This window comes from Flagellimonas profundi, from assembly GCF_017313275.1.
Classification (GTDB): Bacteria; Bacteroidota; Bacteroidia; order Flavobacteriales; family Flavobacteriaceae; genus Flagellimonas; species Flagellimonas profundi.
Genome location: NZ_JAFLNM010000002.1, coordinates 288,671 through 306,101, shown reverse-complemented (window position 1 = coordinate 306,101; position 17,431 = coordinate 288,671). Strand labels below are relative to the sequence as shown.

Annotated in this window: 13 protein-coding genes and 1 tRNA gene; 8 read left to right on the top strand and 6 right to left on the bottom strand. The window is 43.5% G+C overall.

The genetic code is table 11. From position 1 onward, the window contains the following. Window positions 1-13: 13 nt before the first annotated feature. From J0654_RS10315 to J0654_RS10305, 3 genes are read right to left on the bottom strand one after another with little or no spacing between them, the layout of a single operon-like run. Complete coding sequence (locus J0654_RS10315; RefSeq protein WP_207028611.1) at window positions 14-1,867, bottom strand: M1 family metallopeptidase; 1,854 nt, start codon at window positions 1,865-1,867, stop codon at window positions 14-16. A 3-nt stretch (window positions 1,868-1,870) separates the two neighbouring features. Beyond that, window positions 1,871-3,520 carry a S8 family peptidase gene (locus J0654_RS10310; protein WP_207028609.1) on the bottom strand — a complete coding sequence of 550 codons (1,650 nt, stop codon included), beginning with the start codon at window positions 3,518-3,520 and terminating at the stop codon, window positions 1,871-1,873. Between the two features lie 27 nt (window positions 3,521-3,547). Further along, entirely contained in the window at window positions 3,548-4,414 is an 867-nt protein-coding gene (locus tag J0654_RS10305) for an MBL fold metallo-hydrolase (RefSeq protein ID WP_207028607.1), read from the bottom strand. 210 nt (window positions 4,415-4,624) lie between these two features. On the opposite strand from J0654_RS10305, the gene J0654_RS10300 reads away from it, so the two are divergent. Next, a complete protein-coding gene (locus J0654_RS10300) occupies window positions 4,625-6,472 on the top strand; it encodes a cation:proton antiporter (RefSeq protein WP_207028605.1) in 1,848 nt (615 codons plus the stop codon). Between the two features lie 101 nt (window positions 6,473-6,573). Here the strand turns inward: J0654_RS10300 and lepA are convergent, their stop codons facing one another. Then, entirely contained in the window at window positions 6,574-8,370 is a 1,797-nt protein-coding gene (gene lepA / locus J0654_RS10295; protein WP_207029589.1) for a translation elongation factor 4, read from the bottom strand. Window positions 8,371-8,521: 151 nt separating this feature from the next. Here lepA and J0654_RS10290 point away from each other — a divergent pair, with 151 nt between their 5' ends. Further along, complete coding sequence (locus tag J0654_RS10290) at window positions 8,522-10,942, top strand: outer membrane beta-barrel family protein (protein WP_207028602.1); 2,421 nt, start codon at window positions 8,522-8,524, stop codon at window positions 10,940-10,942. 53 nt (window positions 10,943-10,995) lie between these two features. Then, a complete protein-coding gene (gene dusB / locus J0654_RS10285) occupies window positions 10,996-11,988 on the top strand; it encodes a tRNA dihydrouridine synthase DusB (RefSeq protein WP_207028600.1) in 993 nt (330 codons plus the stop codon). Here the strand turns inward: dusB and J0654_RS10280 are convergent. Further along, window positions 11,985-13,190: an ABC transporter permease gene (locus tag J0654_RS10280; RefSeq protein ID WP_207028598.1), complete on the bottom strand. Its 1,206-nt coding sequence runs from the start codon at window positions 13,188-13,190 to the stop codon at window positions 11,985-11,987. The two genes, dusB and J0654_RS10280, sit on opposite strands and share 4 nt — an antisense overlap. Window positions 13,191-13,192: 2 nt before the next feature. Beyond that, window positions 13,193-13,588: a 30S ribosome-binding factor RbfA gene (gene rbfA / locus J0654_RS10275; RefSeq protein WP_207028596.1), complete on the bottom strand. Its 396-nt coding sequence runs from the start codon at window positions 13,586-13,588 to the stop codon at window positions 13,193-13,195. A gap of 103 nt (window positions 13,589-13,691) precedes the next feature. On the opposite strand from rbfA, the gene mce reads away from it, so the two are divergent. The 5 genes from mce (at window position 13,692) to J0654_RS10250 (ending at window position 17,407) form a co-directional block, all read left to right on the top strand. After that, window positions 13,692-14,099 (top strand): methylmalonyl-CoA epimerase, encoded by a 408-nt coding sequence (gene mce, locus J0654_RS10270; protein WP_207028594.1) that lies wholly within the window; start codon window positions 13,692-13,694, stop codon window positions 14,097-14,099. 58 nt (window positions 14,100-14,157) lie between these two features. Next, window positions 14,158-14,231 (top strand) — tRNA-Ile (locus tag J0654_RS10265). Window positions 14,232-14,360: 129 nt separating this feature from the next. Further along, window positions 14,361-15,452 (top strand): sensor histidine kinase, encoded by a 1,092-nt coding sequence (locus J0654_RS10260; RefSeq protein ID WP_207028592.1) that lies wholly within the window; start codon window positions 14,361-14,363, stop codon window positions 15,450-15,452. Between the two features lie 5 nt (window positions 15,453-15,457). Then, window positions 15,458-16,783 (top strand): sigma-54-dependent transcriptional regulator, encoded by a 1,326-nt coding sequence (locus J0654_RS10255; protein WP_207028590.1) that lies wholly within the window; start codon window positions 15,458-15,460, stop codon window positions 16,781-16,783. 207 nt (window positions 16,784-16,990) lie between these two features. Then, window positions 16,991-17,407 (top strand): GreA/GreB family elongation factor, encoded by a 417-nt coding sequence (locus J0654_RS10250; protein WP_207028589.1) that lies wholly within the window; start codon window positions 16,991-16,993, stop codon window positions 17,405-17,407. Window positions 17,408-17,431: the final 24 nt, after the last annotated feature.

Below are 17,431 nucleotides of genomic sequence, written 5' to 3'. Positions count from 1 at the left end.
GTTTATATAGAACCTATTCCTCAGCCTGATAAACATTGTTCTCCCCATCTACATCAGCCATCAACTGGGATGGATCGATCATAATGGCCTGTACGTTTTCCAGAGACATGTCCAAGCTAAACTCGTACGTGGGGAAAGCCCAAGGCCAATCTTCCAAAACGGTTCGTTCCAGGTTTGGATAAGGATTTTCTTTTTCCCCGTACATCATGCGCAAGGGCACATAGTAAGTTTCTTGGGTTCCGTCTTTACCTACGACCAAGATATCCAGAGGCATGGGCATTTCACCGATACGTTCCATTGTTACTTTGGTGTTTTTGCCATCGGCCTCAACACTTTTAATTCCGTAATCAATGGTGTTGGTGGTCTGTGTCCAATCGGTCAAATACCAGTTGAGTTCCATACCGGACACCTTTTCCGCAGTTCTTTTGATATCGTTCGGCACAGGATGTTTGAACTTGAAGTCCTGAAAATATTTTTGAATGGTCTCCATCAACTTATCCTGACCGATAATGTATCCTAACTGCGACAAGAATATAGCTCCTTTGCTATAAGCGGAAACGCCATAGGCAAAATTGGTCGTGTACCTGTCCGCATGGGTAGACTGCGGCATTTCCAAACCGGAATTAACCAGTGCGTAGTATCCGCGATAAGAACCCTCGAAGGGGTTTTGCTTGTTTTGCTCCATAATCTGGTTCATGCACAAACTACTGATAAATGAAGTAAAGCCTTCATCCATCCACTCATGCTCGGACTCGTTGGTGGCCAACACATGCTGGAACCAAGAGTGGGCCATTTCGTGAACCATAACCCCTACCAAACTTCCAAATTCACGCTCACCTGTGATCAAGGTGCTCATGGCATACTCCATTCCGCCGTCACCTCCTTGTACTACGGAATATTGCTCATAAGGGTATTTCCCTACATTATTGCTGAAAAAGGTCATTGCTTCTGCTGTTTTGGGCTGAAGTTTTTTCCAATTTTCATTGAACTCAGGGTTGTCCTTGTAGAAGAAATGAAGTGTTGGCCCGTCTTCCATTTCATAAATGTCGTGAATGTACTCTGGGTCGGCAGCCCACATAAAATCGTGTACGTTGGGTGCTTTAAAGTGCCAGGTCAATGTTTTTCCCTTGGTCTTGACTTTGCTTCCGGGTGTTTCATACCCATGTCCGATTTCTTGTGGGTTTTGTAGATAGCCAGAGCCCCCAACAGTGTAATCTTTGTCCAATGTGATCTTTACGTCGAAATCGCCCCAAACGCCATGGAATTCACGGGCAATATAAGGGTTGGGGTGCCATCCTTCAAAGTCGTATTCCGAAAGTTTTGGATACCATTGGCTCATGGAAAGCGCTACGCCTTCCCTACTATTTCTTCCCGAACGTCTGATCTGCAAAGGAACCTGACCCTCAAAAGTCATTTCAAGTGTAGTTTTTCCTCCTGCCGGAATGGGCTTTGCCAAATCCACTACCAATATGGTTCCTTCCTCGCTAAAAGTAACAGGCTGCCCATCTTGGGTCAGGGATTTTGCATGCAAATACCCCATTTCGCTTTCGGATAGGGACGCAATTCTACTTTTTCCGTCTTCCATCATTCTTTTATCAGGGTCTTTGATGTTTTGGAGCCTGATATCCATTTCACTGCCGGGCTGGAAGGCATTGTAGTACAAATGATAAAAAACACGGCTCAATTCATCGGGAGAATTGTTGGTATAGACCAATTTTTGGGTGCCGTTGTACTGATAGGTTTCTACATCCATCTGCACATCCATGGTATAATCCACATGCTGTTGCCAGTCACCGGAGGTTTGTGCACTTAACAAAAGGCCAGCTCCAAAAAAGGCCGAAAAAAAGAGTGTTTGTAAACGCTTCATAGGTTATTTTGAATTACTTTCTAGAGTTGTTTTTCCGTTTGAAATGTTGTTTGCTAAAATTAAGGCATTGTAGGCATTTACCATTTTGCCCGACTTTGAAATTTTATCGAAAGTGGTGGATTTTGTTTCATCACCTGCCACGATAACCGATCTTGTTGTTCTAAGACCGGACTGCATGATGATATTTTTTACTTGTGATGCGGATAGGTCTGGATGGAAAGAACGAATCAATGCAGCAACTCCCGCAACCGCAGGCGCCGCCATTGAAGTTCCACCTTGGAACTCATATTCTCTATTGGGCATAGTGGAATAGATTTCGGCGCCTGGGGCAAATACGTCAACACGTTGTTTACCATAATTGGAGAAGGACGCCACCATCTCGGACCCATAGTTGCTAGATAGAGCACCCACAGTAATCACATTGTCCACAAATTCTTGATCGCTCTCCATATCATCGTTCGGATAATTCCTGTTTTCAGGCACCTCTAGATTTTCACCATCATTTCCTGCGGCATGAACGATCAAAACGTCTTTGGAGGCAGCATATGTAATGGCATCGTATACCCATTCGGCTTTTGGAGAAAATGATTTTCCAAAACTACAATTGATTATGGATGCACCATTGTCCACAGCATAGCGAATGCCAAGAGCGATATCTTTATCGTATTCATCTCCGTTAGGGACGGCCCTAATACTCATAATTTCCACATTGTTGGCCACTCCGTCCATACCAATACCGTTATTTCTTTTTGCTGCGATAATTCCAGCAACGTGGGTCCCGTGGCTTTCAGATTCCACCATATTCTTTGGGTTGCCGTTTCCGTATGGCACATCGGTGATATCGTATGGGTCGTCGCCTACGGGGGCTCTCCCATTAAAATCCTTGTTTAGGTTGTAGTTGGCCTGCTCGGAGAAATACTTAATGCCCTCTTCGAGTTCGTCCAACACATCTGGGATACTGTCTCCATAGGTGAACATTTGGGTCAAAACGGCAACACTTTGCTCCATTTGAGCAGTTTTGGGCTCAATGGAAAGCAAATCCTCTTTGGTATAGTCTTCTTTGCCAAGCTCGTTTCTTACAAGCTCATCGGCACCTTTTACTACTTGAAATATTTGCTCGTACTGTTGCTTGTTCTGGACAGCTTCTGGGTATTCTTTGTCAAGTAAAAGCCTTGCTTCAGCTCTTTCGGACGCATCCCCAATGTTTAAACGAAGCATCCTAACGTATTCCAATTGCTCGTTGTAAGAGTCGCCCAAAAAATTATAACCGTGAATATCGTCCACATAGCCGTTGCCATCATCATCCTTGCCATTATTTGGTATTTCATCGGAATTGGTCCAAAGAACACCGTTAAGATCTTCGTGGTCCAAATCCATTCCCGAATCCAAAACGGCCACCACAACGGTTTTCCCTTTCTTGTTTCTTATGATCTCATTGTAGGCCTTGTCCACACTCATCCCTGGAATGGTATCGGCAATAAGGTCCAGATGGCCCCAATGTTTTTTCTCCGCTTCGGTAAGCTCGGAGACTTTTAAGGGAACGGCGTCTATATTCTCAACAGGGGTTGAAACCAACGCAGTAGATCCACAACCCATTAAAAATAGGGCAGCGGACACGGAAAAGAATGCTAGTTTGTTATATGTGCGATTCATAAAGTGTGTTTGTAAAAGTGAGGGATTTTATTGTGATTTAAATAGTTCGTTATATGTAAACAATTCGCTCAAGCGAACCCCTTTTTCGGTTTGTTTCAAGGAGCAGATTTGATTGTGGGCATCGTGCTCGAAGAGCAACAGCCAATCATTTTCCACGGCTTTATTTAAAAATGATTGTTTTTCTTTTAAGGTCAAAAGCGGACGGGTATCGTACCCCATCACGTATGGAAGCGGAATGTGACCTACGGTAGGAATAAGATCCGCCACAAAAACCAAGGTTTTGCCCTTGTAATTTAAATGGGGAAGCATTTGTTTATCGGTGTGCCCATCCACAAAGTGGATGCCGAAACCGAGTTCAGAATTTTCCATAAAGGAGGATTCCGTTCGCTTCACAAAATTGAGTTGCCCACTTTCTTCCATAGGCAAAAGATTCTCCTTTAAAAAGGAGGCTTTTTCCCGAGCATTGGGCTTGGTCGCCCACTCCCAATGGTCCTTGTTGGTCCAGAACTTGGCATTCTTAAATGCGGGTTCGTAACCGGTTCGGTCCTTGTTCCACTGAATGCTGCCCCCGCAATGGTCAAAATGTAGGTGGGTCAAAAAAACATCGGTAATATCATCACGATGAAACCCGGCATTTTTTAAGGATCTATCCAGGGAATGATCTCCCCATAGGTAGTAGTAGCTAAAGAATTTTTCAGATTGCTTGTTGCCAAGTCCGTTGTCGATCAAAATAAGCCTGTCGCCATCCTCTATTAAAAGGCAACGGGCAGCAAGGTCTATCATGTTATTACTGTCCGCAGGATTGGTTCTGTTCCAAATGGATTTAGGAACCACACCGAACATGGCCCCACCATCTAACTTAAAATTACCGGTCTCTATGGGATAAATTGTCATTCTGAAAGTAAAATGGGATGCAAAATAAGAAAAGCACTGTCCAAATGGCGAAAAAATAAGGATATATTGGCCGTATTTTAACAAAAAGAAGATAAGCACCACTAAATAGGGCAAAGTTTAAGGAGACGGGGTCTTTTCCGTCTGTCCACTTAAAACTGCCTAGAATGATTATCTAAAAGAAAAACAGTAAATTTCCACAAAACTTAGACCATGCTCGAACTTGCTGGAATTATTATTCTTGGCATTATTGCTCAATGGGTGGCTTGGCGTTTTAAATTGCCGGCAATTTTACCCCTCATATTGATAGGGTTGTTGGTAGGCCCCATTGCAACTTTATATACGGAAGACGGATCAAAACTTATAGAACCTATTTGGAATGGGGAAAAAGGGCTGTTTCCGGGTGAAGGATTATACTATTTTGTGTCTTTGGCCATTAGTGTCATTCTTTTTGAAGGCGGACTAACATTAAAAAGGGCCGAAATATCCAATGTTGGACCAGTGATCACGAAATTGATTACCATCGGGACGGTTGTTACGTTTTTTGGTGCTGGTGTAGCAGCACATTATATTTTTGGACTTTCTTGGCAGATTTCCTTTTTGTTTTCCGGTTTGATCATTGTTACGGGGCCAACGGTAATTACCCCTATTTTAAGGAACATTCCTCTTAAAAAAGATGTGTCCGCCGTATTAAAATGGGAAGGAATCCTGATTGACCCTATTGGTGCCTTGGTCGCCGTATTGGTGTTTGAGTTTATTAGTGTTGGGGAAGGCCAGGCCTTTACCCAAACAGCACTTGTGGAGTTCGGTAAAATTATTCTGTTCGGGACCACTTTCGGCTTCACCTTTGCACATGCTTTGGCCTTTGCCATAAAACGAGATTTTATTCCACATTATTTGCTCAATGTAGTTTCGTTGAGTACCGTATTGTTGGTTTATGTGGAATCGGACCTTTTTGCCCATGAATCCGGTTTATTGGCCGTGGTTGTTATGGGAATGGTATTGGGGAACATGAAACTGCCTAACATAAAGGAACTGCTCTATTTCAAGGAGTCCCTCAGTGTACTGTTGATTTCCATACTTTTTATACTGCTGGCGGCCAATATCAACATTAGTGATATGGAGTTGATTTATAATTGGAGAACATTGGTATTGTTTGCCGTAATAGTTTTTATAATTCGACCGGCAGGGGTGTTTTTGAGTTCACAAGGTTCAAATTTAAAATTCAACGAAAAGCTTTTTATTGGATGGGTGGGCCCTCGGGGTATTGTAGCAGCTGGTATTGCGTCCCTTTTTGGCTCCAAGTTAATGCAGAGAGGAGAGCCTGGAGCAGAGTATATCACACCACTGGTTTTTATGATTGTGCTCGGCACGGTTTTATTAAATGCCACCACAGCACGTCTTTTTGCTAAACTTGTTGGGGTGTTCCTGAAGAAGTCCGAAGGTATTTTGATTATTGGTGCTTCCAAACTGTCCAGATTGATTGGTAATTATTTAAGAAAGAACAACAGGCACGTTGTACTGATCGACAATAACCAGAACAATGTGGAAAAGGCGAGAAAATTGGGGCTTGAAGCCATGACGGCCAACATTTTTTCGGATACGCTTACGGATAATATCGAACTGAACGATATGGGTTACTTGATGGCCCTAACAGGGAATTCGGACATCAACAAGTTTGCGATCAACAAGTTCCAAAAACAGTTTGGTGAAAATGGGGCGTTCCGTTTGGTAAACACCGAAGAGGTGAACGACCCAGAGAATAATCCAAAAGAAGGACTCTTTTCGCATACCGATGACTTTATCCAATTAATGGATACAGTACGTAAGCACCCAACCATTCATGAAATTGATCTTGAGAACAAAGAGCACTACGACAAATTGATCGATATTACCTACAAGGAGCGGGATATTGTTCCCCTGTTTACCAAATCCCCCAATGGAAGTATTGAGATCATTCCGGCCAACAGCAAGGATTTTACCCCTAAAGGAGAAGGCTACAAATTAGTTTATTTGGGTAAAATACTGGATTTGGACGAGGATAATGACCATGAGGAGTAACCTTTACCCCTAAGTAATTGGTAGAGAATTGGCTTTAGAATGAATCATGGGCAATAAAAGATTAAAAATCTTCGACAGCCCTATCCCTGAATGTTTGACAGTTAGTCATTCAATTTCAGAACGGCCATAAATGCTTGTTGTGGAATTTCCACATTCCCTACTTGGCGCATCCGTTTTTTACCCTTTTTCTGTTTTTCCAAAAGTTTTCTTTTACGGGAAATGTCCCCTCCATAGCATTTGGCCGTAACGTCCTTTCGCAAGGCTTTTATGGTTTCCCTAGAAATTATTTTGGATCCAATCGCAGCCTGAATCGGGATATCGAACTGTTGTCTTGGGATCAGTTCTTTTAATTTCTCGCACATCTTTTTACCGATGTGGTAAGCATTATCAAAGTGAACCAAGGCCGATAGCGCATCAACAGGTTGTGCATTTAACAATATATCCACTCGCACCAATTTGGAAGGTCGCATTCCAATTGGAGAATAGTCAAACGAGGCATATCCCTTGGAAACGGTTTTTAGACGGTCGTAAAAGTCAAAAACGATTTCTGCCAAAGGCATATCAAAAACCAACTCCACCCGTTCCGTGGTCAAATATGTTTGATTAACGATTTGCCCTCGTTTTTCTATACAAAGCGACATTACGTTACCCACAAAATCAGCTTTGGTAATAATTGTTGCTTTAATATATGGCTCCTCGACCCTATCAATGGTTGAGGGGTCGGGCAAGTCGCTTGGATTGTTAACAATGATAGGCTCTAGATCGCCTTTGGTGGTATAAGCGTGATAGCTTACGTTGGGAACCGTAGTAATAACGGTCATGTCAAACTCCCGCTCCAAACGCTCTTGAATGATTTCCATGTGCAGCATTCCCAAGAACCCGCATCGGAATCCAAAGCCCAAAGCAGCACTGCTCTCGGGTGTAAACACCAAAGAGGCGTCATTCAATTGCAATTTTTCCATTGAAGATCGTAAATCCTCAAAATCTTCGGTATCCACAGGATAAATACCGGCAAAAACCATAGGTTTTACATCTTCAAATCCACCGATCGGGTTTTTTGTGGGATTGGCCGAATCGGTAATGGTATCTCCCACTTTTACTTCTCGGGCATCTTTAATTCCCGTAATCAAATAGCCCACATCGCCAGTGGAAATCTTCTTTTTAGGGATTTGGGTAAGTTTTAATGTCCCAATTTCATCCGCTTCATAGGATTTGCCCGTGGCAACAAATTTAATTTTTTGTCCTTTGGTGATTTCTCCATTCACTACACGGAAATAGGTCTCAACCCCTCTAAAAGGGTTATAAACAGAATCAAAAACCAAGGCCTGCAAAGGTTCATCGGGGTTACCTTTAGGTGGCGGAATACGCTCAATGATCGCTGTTAAAATCTCTTCGATGCCAATTCCTGTCTTAGCACTGGCGGGAATTACTTCTTCCGGCTTACAACCCAAAAGGTCCACGATATCGTCCGTAACTTCTTCGGGGTTTGCACTCGGAAGGTCCACTTTGTTGAGGACGGGTATAATTTCTAAATCGTTTTCCAGTGCCAAATAAAGGTTGGATATCGTCTGTGCCTGAATGCTCTGTGCTGCATCTACCACTAAAAGGGCACCTTCACACGCCGCAATAGATCGAGATACTTCATATGAAAAATCCACGTGACCAGGAGTGTCGATGAGGTTGAGCGTATAGGTTTCACCATTGTGCTCGTAGTCCATTTGAATGGCGTGACTCTTAATGGTGATGCCGCGTTCGCGCTCCAAGTCCATATTGTCCAATAACTGGTCCTGTTTTTCACGTTCGGTCACCGACCCTGTAAAATCCAACAAACGGTCTGCCAAGGTACTTTTACCGTGGTCTATATGTGCAATAATGCAAAAATTCCTGATCTTCTCCATAACAACAATAACATACCCTAAAAAAGGAATATAATCAACTGCAAATATAATTGTTTTAAATGCCTGTAAATGGTTTTTTCTCAATAAGAAAATTACCGGATATCCCGCTCAAAAATAATTTCTTAGATTTGATGCACAACCCAAGCCTCAAATGAAAAACCTAGCCACCATCTTTTTATTGGTGTTTTCTGTAATATGTGGTGCGTACGGCCAAACCTTTAAGATAACCGGAAAGGTGGTGGACGAACAAAATCAGGTTATTCCTTACGCGAATATTTTACTGCTACAAGCTACCGATTCCACTTTTGTTCAAGGAACTTCTGCCAACGAGGAGGGCTTTTTTGAGCTTTTGCAGGTGGAACCCAACCTTTATTTGTTACAGGCCAGTTATGTGGGCACGGGCTCCGAGCCAAGAGCATTGGATATTAAAAATGATGTTTCCCTTGGAGCATTGATTATTCCTATGACAAGCAATGAGTTGGACGAGGTGGTGGTCAGCGCGCAGAGGCCAAAGTTGGAACGATTCCCAGACAGACTTGTCTTTTCGGTCGAAAACACGGTGGTTTCCCAAGGAACATCATGGGATATCCTTAAAAATACACCCGGAGTGATCGTGAACCAAGATGAACTGTTGATACGAGGTCAAAATGCAACGGTCTATCTCAACGATAGAAAAGTACAGCTTTCGGGACAAGAGGTGCAGGATTTGTTACAGGGGCTTTCGGGGACCAACATTAAATCGGTGGAAGTAATAGCGAATCCTCCAGCAAGTTATGATGCTGAAGGCGGCCCCATATTGAACATTGTGACCAGTAAAAATATTGTTCCAGGATATAAGGGCAGCGTCAATGGAACCTTCACACAGGCCGTTTTTCCAAAATTTAGTATCGGAACCAGTCATTATTACAAAACGGACAAGCTCAACCTGTTTGCCAACTATACCATCAACCCTAAAAAGGAGATCAATAAAACCAGAAAGGGCATCAATTTTATGGATAATGCCAACAACGTTTTTTCTGTTTGGGATACGGATTACAATCAAACGGACCGGTCTCAATCGCAAAATGCGAGCTTTATTTTGGATTACGATTTTGATGAGCGAAACAGCTTGAATGTTACTTCCAACCTACTTTTCAATCTAGATCAAGAGCAACAAACACGTCTTGATAATGAAATGAGGAATGGCCAAGCTCAACTGGATTCCACGTTTACCACACAGAACAATGCCAACATGGACAATACCAACTTGGCATTCGACCTTACCTACGTACACAAGTTAAAAAAAGAAGGTGCCCAAATCAGGGCCAATGGCCATTATACCTACTTTAATGGTGAAATGCTCCAACGGTTGTCTTCCGATTATTTTGATGCCGATGGAACTTTTTTGAGGGATTTTGGGTTTGATACCGACTCGGACCAAGAAATAAAGATTTTTACGGGACAACTGGATTATGCAACCCCAATCGGTAATGCGTCTTTTGAATCCGGGGCGAAGATTTCATCGATTACCTCGGAAAACACGATGAACTTTTTCAATTTTAATGGAACCAGTAATACGGTTGATGCTTCACAGTCGGACAGGTATATTTATGATGAGGACGTGTACGCCGCTTATTTGAGCTTTGTGAAAAACTGGGAAAAATGGTCCATGAAGTTGGGCGTTCGCGGAGAGCTCACCAAGGCCGAAGGAAACTCCATTACGTTGGGAGAGACCAATACACAAGATTTTTTTGAACCGTTTCCATCCGTGTACTTGCTTTACTCGCCATCGGATAAGCATAGCTTTTCTTTTGATTACGGGAGAAACATCAACAGGCCCAAGTACAACGATCTGAATCCTTTCCGATTTTTCTACAATGAAAATGATTATGAGGAGGGAAATCCTGGGCTAAGGCCAAGTTTTAGCAACAACTTCAACTTTAACTATACGCTCAACAGCGAATACTTCTTTGATGTGTACTATCGTGATAATGGAAGTAACATTGCTTATTTGGTCTTTCAGGACAACGACAACCAAACCTTGGTGGAACTCAAACAAAATGTGTTGGACAGTAAATCCTACGGGTTGGACTTTACCTTGAGCAAAGCCATTGCTCCTGCTTGGTTTATGTATGCCTACACCTCTTTGTTCCACGAAGAAGAGACCTATTTGGCCGAAGAAAGCGGCAACGTTCTCTTTACCAACGAGGTGAACGGAGTGTATGCCTATTTGGGCAATTATTTGACCTTGTCCAAGGATGGAACCTTCACCGGAGAGATTACGGGAACCTATATTTCCAAGTTTCTTTTTGGATCGTATGTATCGGATGAGCAATTTAATTTGACCATTGGTTTGAGAAAGACTTTGTTCGATAATAAGATCACCCTTTCGCTCGCTGCAGAGGATATCTTGGAGCAGTACGTGCCCACCTATCGTTCGCAGTACCTCAACCAGGACAATTTTTACCGAAGACGCCCCGAAACGCAGTTTATCCGCATTGGTTTTACCTATAATTTTGGAAACTTCCGGTTGGAGGATAACAAGCGTGGGATCGATAAAAATGAGCGAGATCGACTTGAATCGCAGGACTAGCTTTTTGGTTTTAAGCTATTTTGTACTTTTGCAGTCCAAAAAAACCGTAGGATTTGCCAAAAATTGGAAACATAGAACTTCCTGATTTCCCGCTTCTTCTAGCTCCGATGGAAGATGTGAGTGACCCTCCTTTCCGTAAATTGTGCAAGGAGCAGGGCGCCGATGTGGTGTATACCGAGTTTATTTCTTCCGAAGGATTGATCAGGGATGCCGCCAAGAGTGTCATCAAACTGGATATTTATGAAAAAGAGCGTCCTGTGGGCATCCAGATTTTTGGTGCTGAACTGGATTCTATGCTTCAGGCCGTGGATATCGTGGAAAAATCCAATCCCGACATCATCGATATTAATTTTGGTTGTCCCGTTAAAAAGGTGGTGAGCAAAAATGCCGGTGCAGGTATTTTGCGGGATATCCCTTTGATGGTAAAGCTGACCGAGGAAATCGTAAAGCGAACCAAATTGCCCGTAACGGTTAAGACGCGTTTGGGGTGGGACCAAAGCTCCATCAAAATTGTTGAAGTTGCCGAAAGATTGCAGGATGTTGGTATTGAGGCCATTTCCATACATGGTCGTACCCGTGTGCAAATGTACAAGGGTGAAGCCGATTGGAAGCCCATTGCCGAGGTAAAGAACAACCAACGTATGCACATTCCGGTTTTTGGCAACGGTGACGTGGATACCCCGGAAGCGGCGGTAAAAATGCGCGACGAATACGGATTGGACGGGGCCATGATCGGTAGGGCAAGCATTGGATATCCTTGGTTTTTTAAGGAAGTTAAGCACTACTTTAAAACTGGCGAGCATTTAGCACCTCCTACAATGCAGGAACGTGTTGAGGCTGCCCGAAGACACTTACAAATGGCCATTGATTGGAAAGGCGAAAAACTGGGTGTTTTTGAAACAAGAAGGCACTACACCAACTATTTTAAGGGCATTCCACATTTTAAGGAATATCGAATGAAAATGGTGACCAGCGACGATGCTGCGGATGTTTTTGCCGCTTTTGATGAGGTTCAGGAAAAATTTGGCGATTACCAGTTCGCTTAAGGGGAAATCAATTTTTGGGTAATTCGGCTGCTCGCAATTTTAGAAGAGATAAAGCCCAAGACCACGATAGTTCCAATCACAATCAACAAATTAAGGACATTGAACTCCACAGGATAGGCCAGTGATGGGGTAATCTTCAACCATCCGAATACCAGTTGGGAACCTATCAAAAGGGAACCTATCAATACTCCTATTAATCCACCGAAAGAAGTGACCAATATGCCTTGGATAAAATAGATACGGCGTAATTCTTTGATCGTTGTACCAAGACTGAAAAGCGTTTTGGAGTTCTGTTGCTTGTCCAAAATCATCATAATAATGGCCCCAACAACATTAAAAAGGGCAATGATCAACACCAAGGTAAAAATCAAATAGGTGGCCAAATTTTCCGTGTTCAGCATACGGTAGAGAGAGGTGTTCTGTTCCCTGCGCGTCAAAACAGAGGCTTTTTCACCCAAAACCTCTGCGATGGAATTCCTGACGTCATTTGGGGAGGCGTTCTCCGTCAATTTAAAATTGATGCCAGAGATTTCGGTACTATCTTTCCGTAATAGATCTTGAACCAAAGGAAGACTGGCGAAAACATATTTTTTATCCAAAGATTCCTCCACGGCATATACGCCGCTCACCACCAAGGCAAGGTCGTTATAAGGCTTGGCATTGAACCCTTGTTGCGAGAAAGAACCTTCGCCCGGTTTGGGAACCAAAACTTCCATGGCGGTCCTGTTGTTCATGGGTACGCCCAAAAGATTGTAAATCCCAAAGCCAATAACACCATTGTACACATCGGAACCCCAATTCCCAAAAATAAGAGTGCTGTCTACCCCAGTAACGGCGCGGTAGTTTTCGTCCACTCCCTTAATATAGGCAATGGTACTTTTTTCTTTATAAGTCAGGTAGGCCCGCTCTTCCAGTTCCTTGGAAAAATTGGCCAGCCCCTCGATTTCAGCAAGGGCCGATGCTTCATCTGCAGAAAGGGTAAAATGCTTCCCCACAGTGGGGGAAGCCTTTAAATCGGGATCAAACGTATTGGAAAAGGAAAGGCTAAATGTCTTTAGACCAGCAAAAGCGGAAAGCACGATAAAAAGAGCCGCAGAACCGATAACGATCACCAAAAAAGTGATGAAATTGATGATATTTACCGCATTTTGGCTGCTTTTGGACCGTAAGTAACGCTTTGCGATATAAAGGGGAAAATTCAAAATCAGGATTTCTTACGTTTGTCGAGCAGGTCTCTTTTCTCAATAGGATTTTCTTCTCGCTTCAATGATTTTTCAATCCCCTCGATGTACTCCAAGGAATCGTCCAGATAAAAATTGAGCTCGGGCACACGCCTTAGTTGATGTTTGGTGCGTTGGGCCAATTCGTGGCGTATGGCCACTTGGCTCTCTTTGATACCCTCCAATAGCGCTTTGGCACCCTTGTTAGGAAAAATGCTCACATACACCTTGGCCAAGGATAGATCTACGGTTACGGAAACCTTGGACACGGATATCAAAGTTCCCTTGAGGCCACCATCGGTAGCGGCACGTTGTAATATGTCGGCCAGATCTTGTTGAATGATCCCTGCTATTTTTTTCTGTCGTTGTGTTTCCTCCATACTGCAAAAATAAGTGAATTAATGACTAACCTCACGCTATTAACCATTTACAGTGTGTAATTTTGAAAAAAAAGTGAACATTTTAAAGTGTATTATAGCTCCTATGGATAAAATTGAACACATCGGAATCGCGGTGAAGGACTTGGAAGCATCCAATACGTTGTTTGAAAAACTTTTGGGCGTGCCCCATTATAAGGTCGAGGAAGTGGCCTCGGAAGGAGTAAAGACCTCTTTCTTTAAATCGGGCCCCAACAAGATTGAATTGTTGGAGGCGACCAAGCCCGATAGCCCCATCGCCAAATATTTGGAAAAGAAGGGAGAGGGCATCCACCACGTTGCCTTTGCGGTGGAAGACATTGTTTCGGAAATTGAACGGTTGAAAGGCGAAGGCTTTGTGGTTTTGAACGAAACGCCGAAGAAAGGAGCGGATAATAAGTTGGTGGCATTTTTGCACCCAAAGGGAACCAATGGCATGCTGGTGGAGCTTTGCCAAGAAATAAAAGAAGGCTAGATGGGTAAAACCTTGCGCTGAAGAAAAATAAACACTAATATTGCATCCGCAAAATGCGGGTCCTATAGCTCAGCTGGTTAGAGCACCTGACTCATAATCAGGGGGTCCCTGGTTCGAGCCCAGGTGGGACCACATAAAGCCCTTTCAAGTCGCTGATTTGGAAGGGTTTTTTAATTAAAATGGTTCGTTCCCAAACAACTCCTTAAAACATATATCAACCGAATTCCAAGAATTCACTAATTTGCTACAAAGGAGAATACCATGCTCACGGCCGAACAAAAGCTCAAGGAACGCATTAAGGAACTTACCTGTTTGTACGAGGTAACTTCCCTTATCGTAAACTGCGATTACGACGATATGGAAACGGCATTGCTCGGTATTGTACAGTGTTTGGAGCGCGCCTGGCAGTTCGATGAGGAAACCTACGTGGTGCTCTCTACCCCCGATTACTTCATCAAGACGGAGGAAAAAGGTGACGCCTATGTGTTTTTGGAGTCAGCCATAACAGTGTTCAACAAACCCAAGGGCGAGATAAAAATCGGGTACCCGTCCCCAAAATACCAACTCAAGGATTTTTTAGAAGAGGAGCAGCAACTATTGGACAATGTTTGCCTAAAAGTGGGCAATTTGTTGGAGCGGAAGGAAATCAAAGAAAAGGAAGAGCACATCCGCCGACAAGTGGAGCAATCCGATAGGCTTCGCATCTTGGGGGAGATCACTGCGGGCATTGCCCACGAGCTGAACACGCCTCTCGCCAACATTCTGGGCTTTACCGAGCTGTTAAAGGAACATATCAGCGACGACCCGCAAGCGCTCAAAGATCTGGACAAGATCATTACGAACACCATATTTTCGCGGGAAGTGGTGAAAAAACTGATGTTCTTCGCCTGCGAAATGCCTGAAACACGGGAAGTGATCAATGTGGTTGAGGTGATAGAGGACGCCATCAATATGCTTAGAACCACCTTGCGCCAAAACGAGGTCTCATGCGAATTTGAACACTCCGAAGACAACATCCAACTGCGCATCGATAAAATCCAACTCACCCAAGTGGTCTTCAACTTGATCGTGAACGCCATTTATTTTGCACCGCCAAAAAGTACTATTTCGGTTTCCCTTACAACCGAAAAAGACAACGTCATTTTAAAAATTGCCGATCAGGGCCCTGGAATCCCAGAGGAATCCATCCCCCATATTTTTGACCCGTTTTTCACCACAAAACCCGTAGGCGAGGGATCGGGACTGGGCCTTAGCGTAGTGCACGGCATTGTGCAGAGTCACCATGGAAGCATTGAGGTTACCGCAAATATCCCAACAGGCACTATCTTTACATTGCAATTCCCTAAAAAGTAAGCGCTTTGTTGAAAAAGGAGAACATATTGCTCGTTGATGACGACATTGATATTCTTGAGCTGCTGCAGCGGCATTTAAAATCGCTGGATTACCATACATACAAGGCTGTTTCGGTAAAGGAGGCGCTATACATTTTAAAAGATACCGAGATAGATCTGTTGGTAACGGACATTAATATGCCAGATATTGATGGACTGCAGTTGGTAAAATATGTCGCCGAACATTATCCGGATATGCCCAAGTTGGTAGTTACCGGCTTTCCATCCGTGGAAGATGCGTCAAGTGTAATCAAACATGGGGCAACAGATTATTTGACCAAGCCCTTTACCAAAGCGGAACTGGAAGTGGCCGTAAAAAAGGCCCTGGCCAGTAAGGAAGCCAAGAAAACCTTTAAAACACCTCCAGTAAGACCTGTTGCTACCAATGGTTATGCCGATATGATCGGAAATTCCGAAGCTTTCCAAAAAGTTGCGGAGATAATTGATCGGGTTAAGGACAACCGAGCCACGGTTTTGGTGCGCGGGGAAAGTGGAACAGGAAAGGAACTGGTGGCACGGGCCATCCATTATTCCGGTAAATTTGCAAGAGCCCCTTTTATTGCGGTGAACTGCGGTGCCATTCCCGAAAATTTGTTGGAAGCCGAACTTTTCGGTTACACCAAAGGTGCTTTTACTGGTGCCAATGAAAACCGTGACGGATTTTTCCAGGCGGCACATAAGGGGACAATTTTTTTGGATGAAATCGGAAATGCCACGCTACCAGTTCAAAATAGGTTGCTCAGGGTGCTTCAGGAAAAGGAGGTTACCAAAATCGGCTCCCAAAAACCTGAAAAATTGGATGTCAGGGTCATAGCTGCCACCAATAGTGATTTGGATGAACTCATTCAAAAGAAAACTTTTCGTGAGGACCTTTTCTATCGTCTTTCCGTGGTTACGGTAGATGTACCACCGCTAAGGGAACGCACTTCGGACATCCCTTTATTGGTGGACAAATTCATGCAGAAATACGGCATTGAGTACAAGGACCGTTTTGTCCGTATTGCGGATGAAGCCCTTGAAGTGTTGAAACGATATTCTTGGCCAGGCAATATCCGCGAGCTGGAAAATGTGGTGCAACGAGCCGTGATCATGTGTGATGGAAAAATCACTTTGGAACATCTTCCCGATGAGCTGAAATACAAAATCGACTTCCCCGAAAAGGGATTTAAAACACTTCAGGAAAAAGAAAAAGAATACATTCAGGAAGTACTCCTATCCACTCAGGGCAACAAGACCAAAGCAGCCGAAATTTTGGGCATCAACCGTAAAACACTGCGCGAAAAACTCAAATAACCTCCGGGGTATTTCGCCCCATCCGGGTAAAAATTACCCACTCACACTTTTCTTTGTTCCAGATAAAAATAAAAATAAGCTACTGATATACAGCATTTTAAATGTTGTTCAAAAAGAAAGTCCTTTCAAATGGCACAGGCTTTGCATTTTTATGAACAAAATGCTGGGGTGCTGATTTTTCAGTCTCCCGTCCGTTAAGAACTGGAAATGAAATACGGAAGCTTGATCATGGAAAAAAAGGATTACCTAACGCTGAAACGAATACTGAACTTTCATAGGTTTTATGAGGACTATGCCCATAAGGACGCCTTGGAACAGTTGGGCGAAAGAGTAGATCGGGCCTTGGTGGAGGATGAGATGGATATGCCGGACGATGTGGTTCGGTTAAACTCCAAGGTAACGGTGGAATTTGTGCAGGGAGCGCAACAAACGTTTCAACTGGTTCCATCGACCAGAGGAGACCTTAAAAAGAATATGGTTTCTATTGTAAGTACCCTGGGAGCAAGTTTGGTAGGACTGGCGGTCGGCGATTACATCCAACTTGGGTTTCCCTCGGATGTTCAATCCTTCAAGATAGTCGGTGTGGAACATTCGCACCAATTATCATCCAGTTTTGACGTATAGAAAAAACATGAAAATTAATTGTAA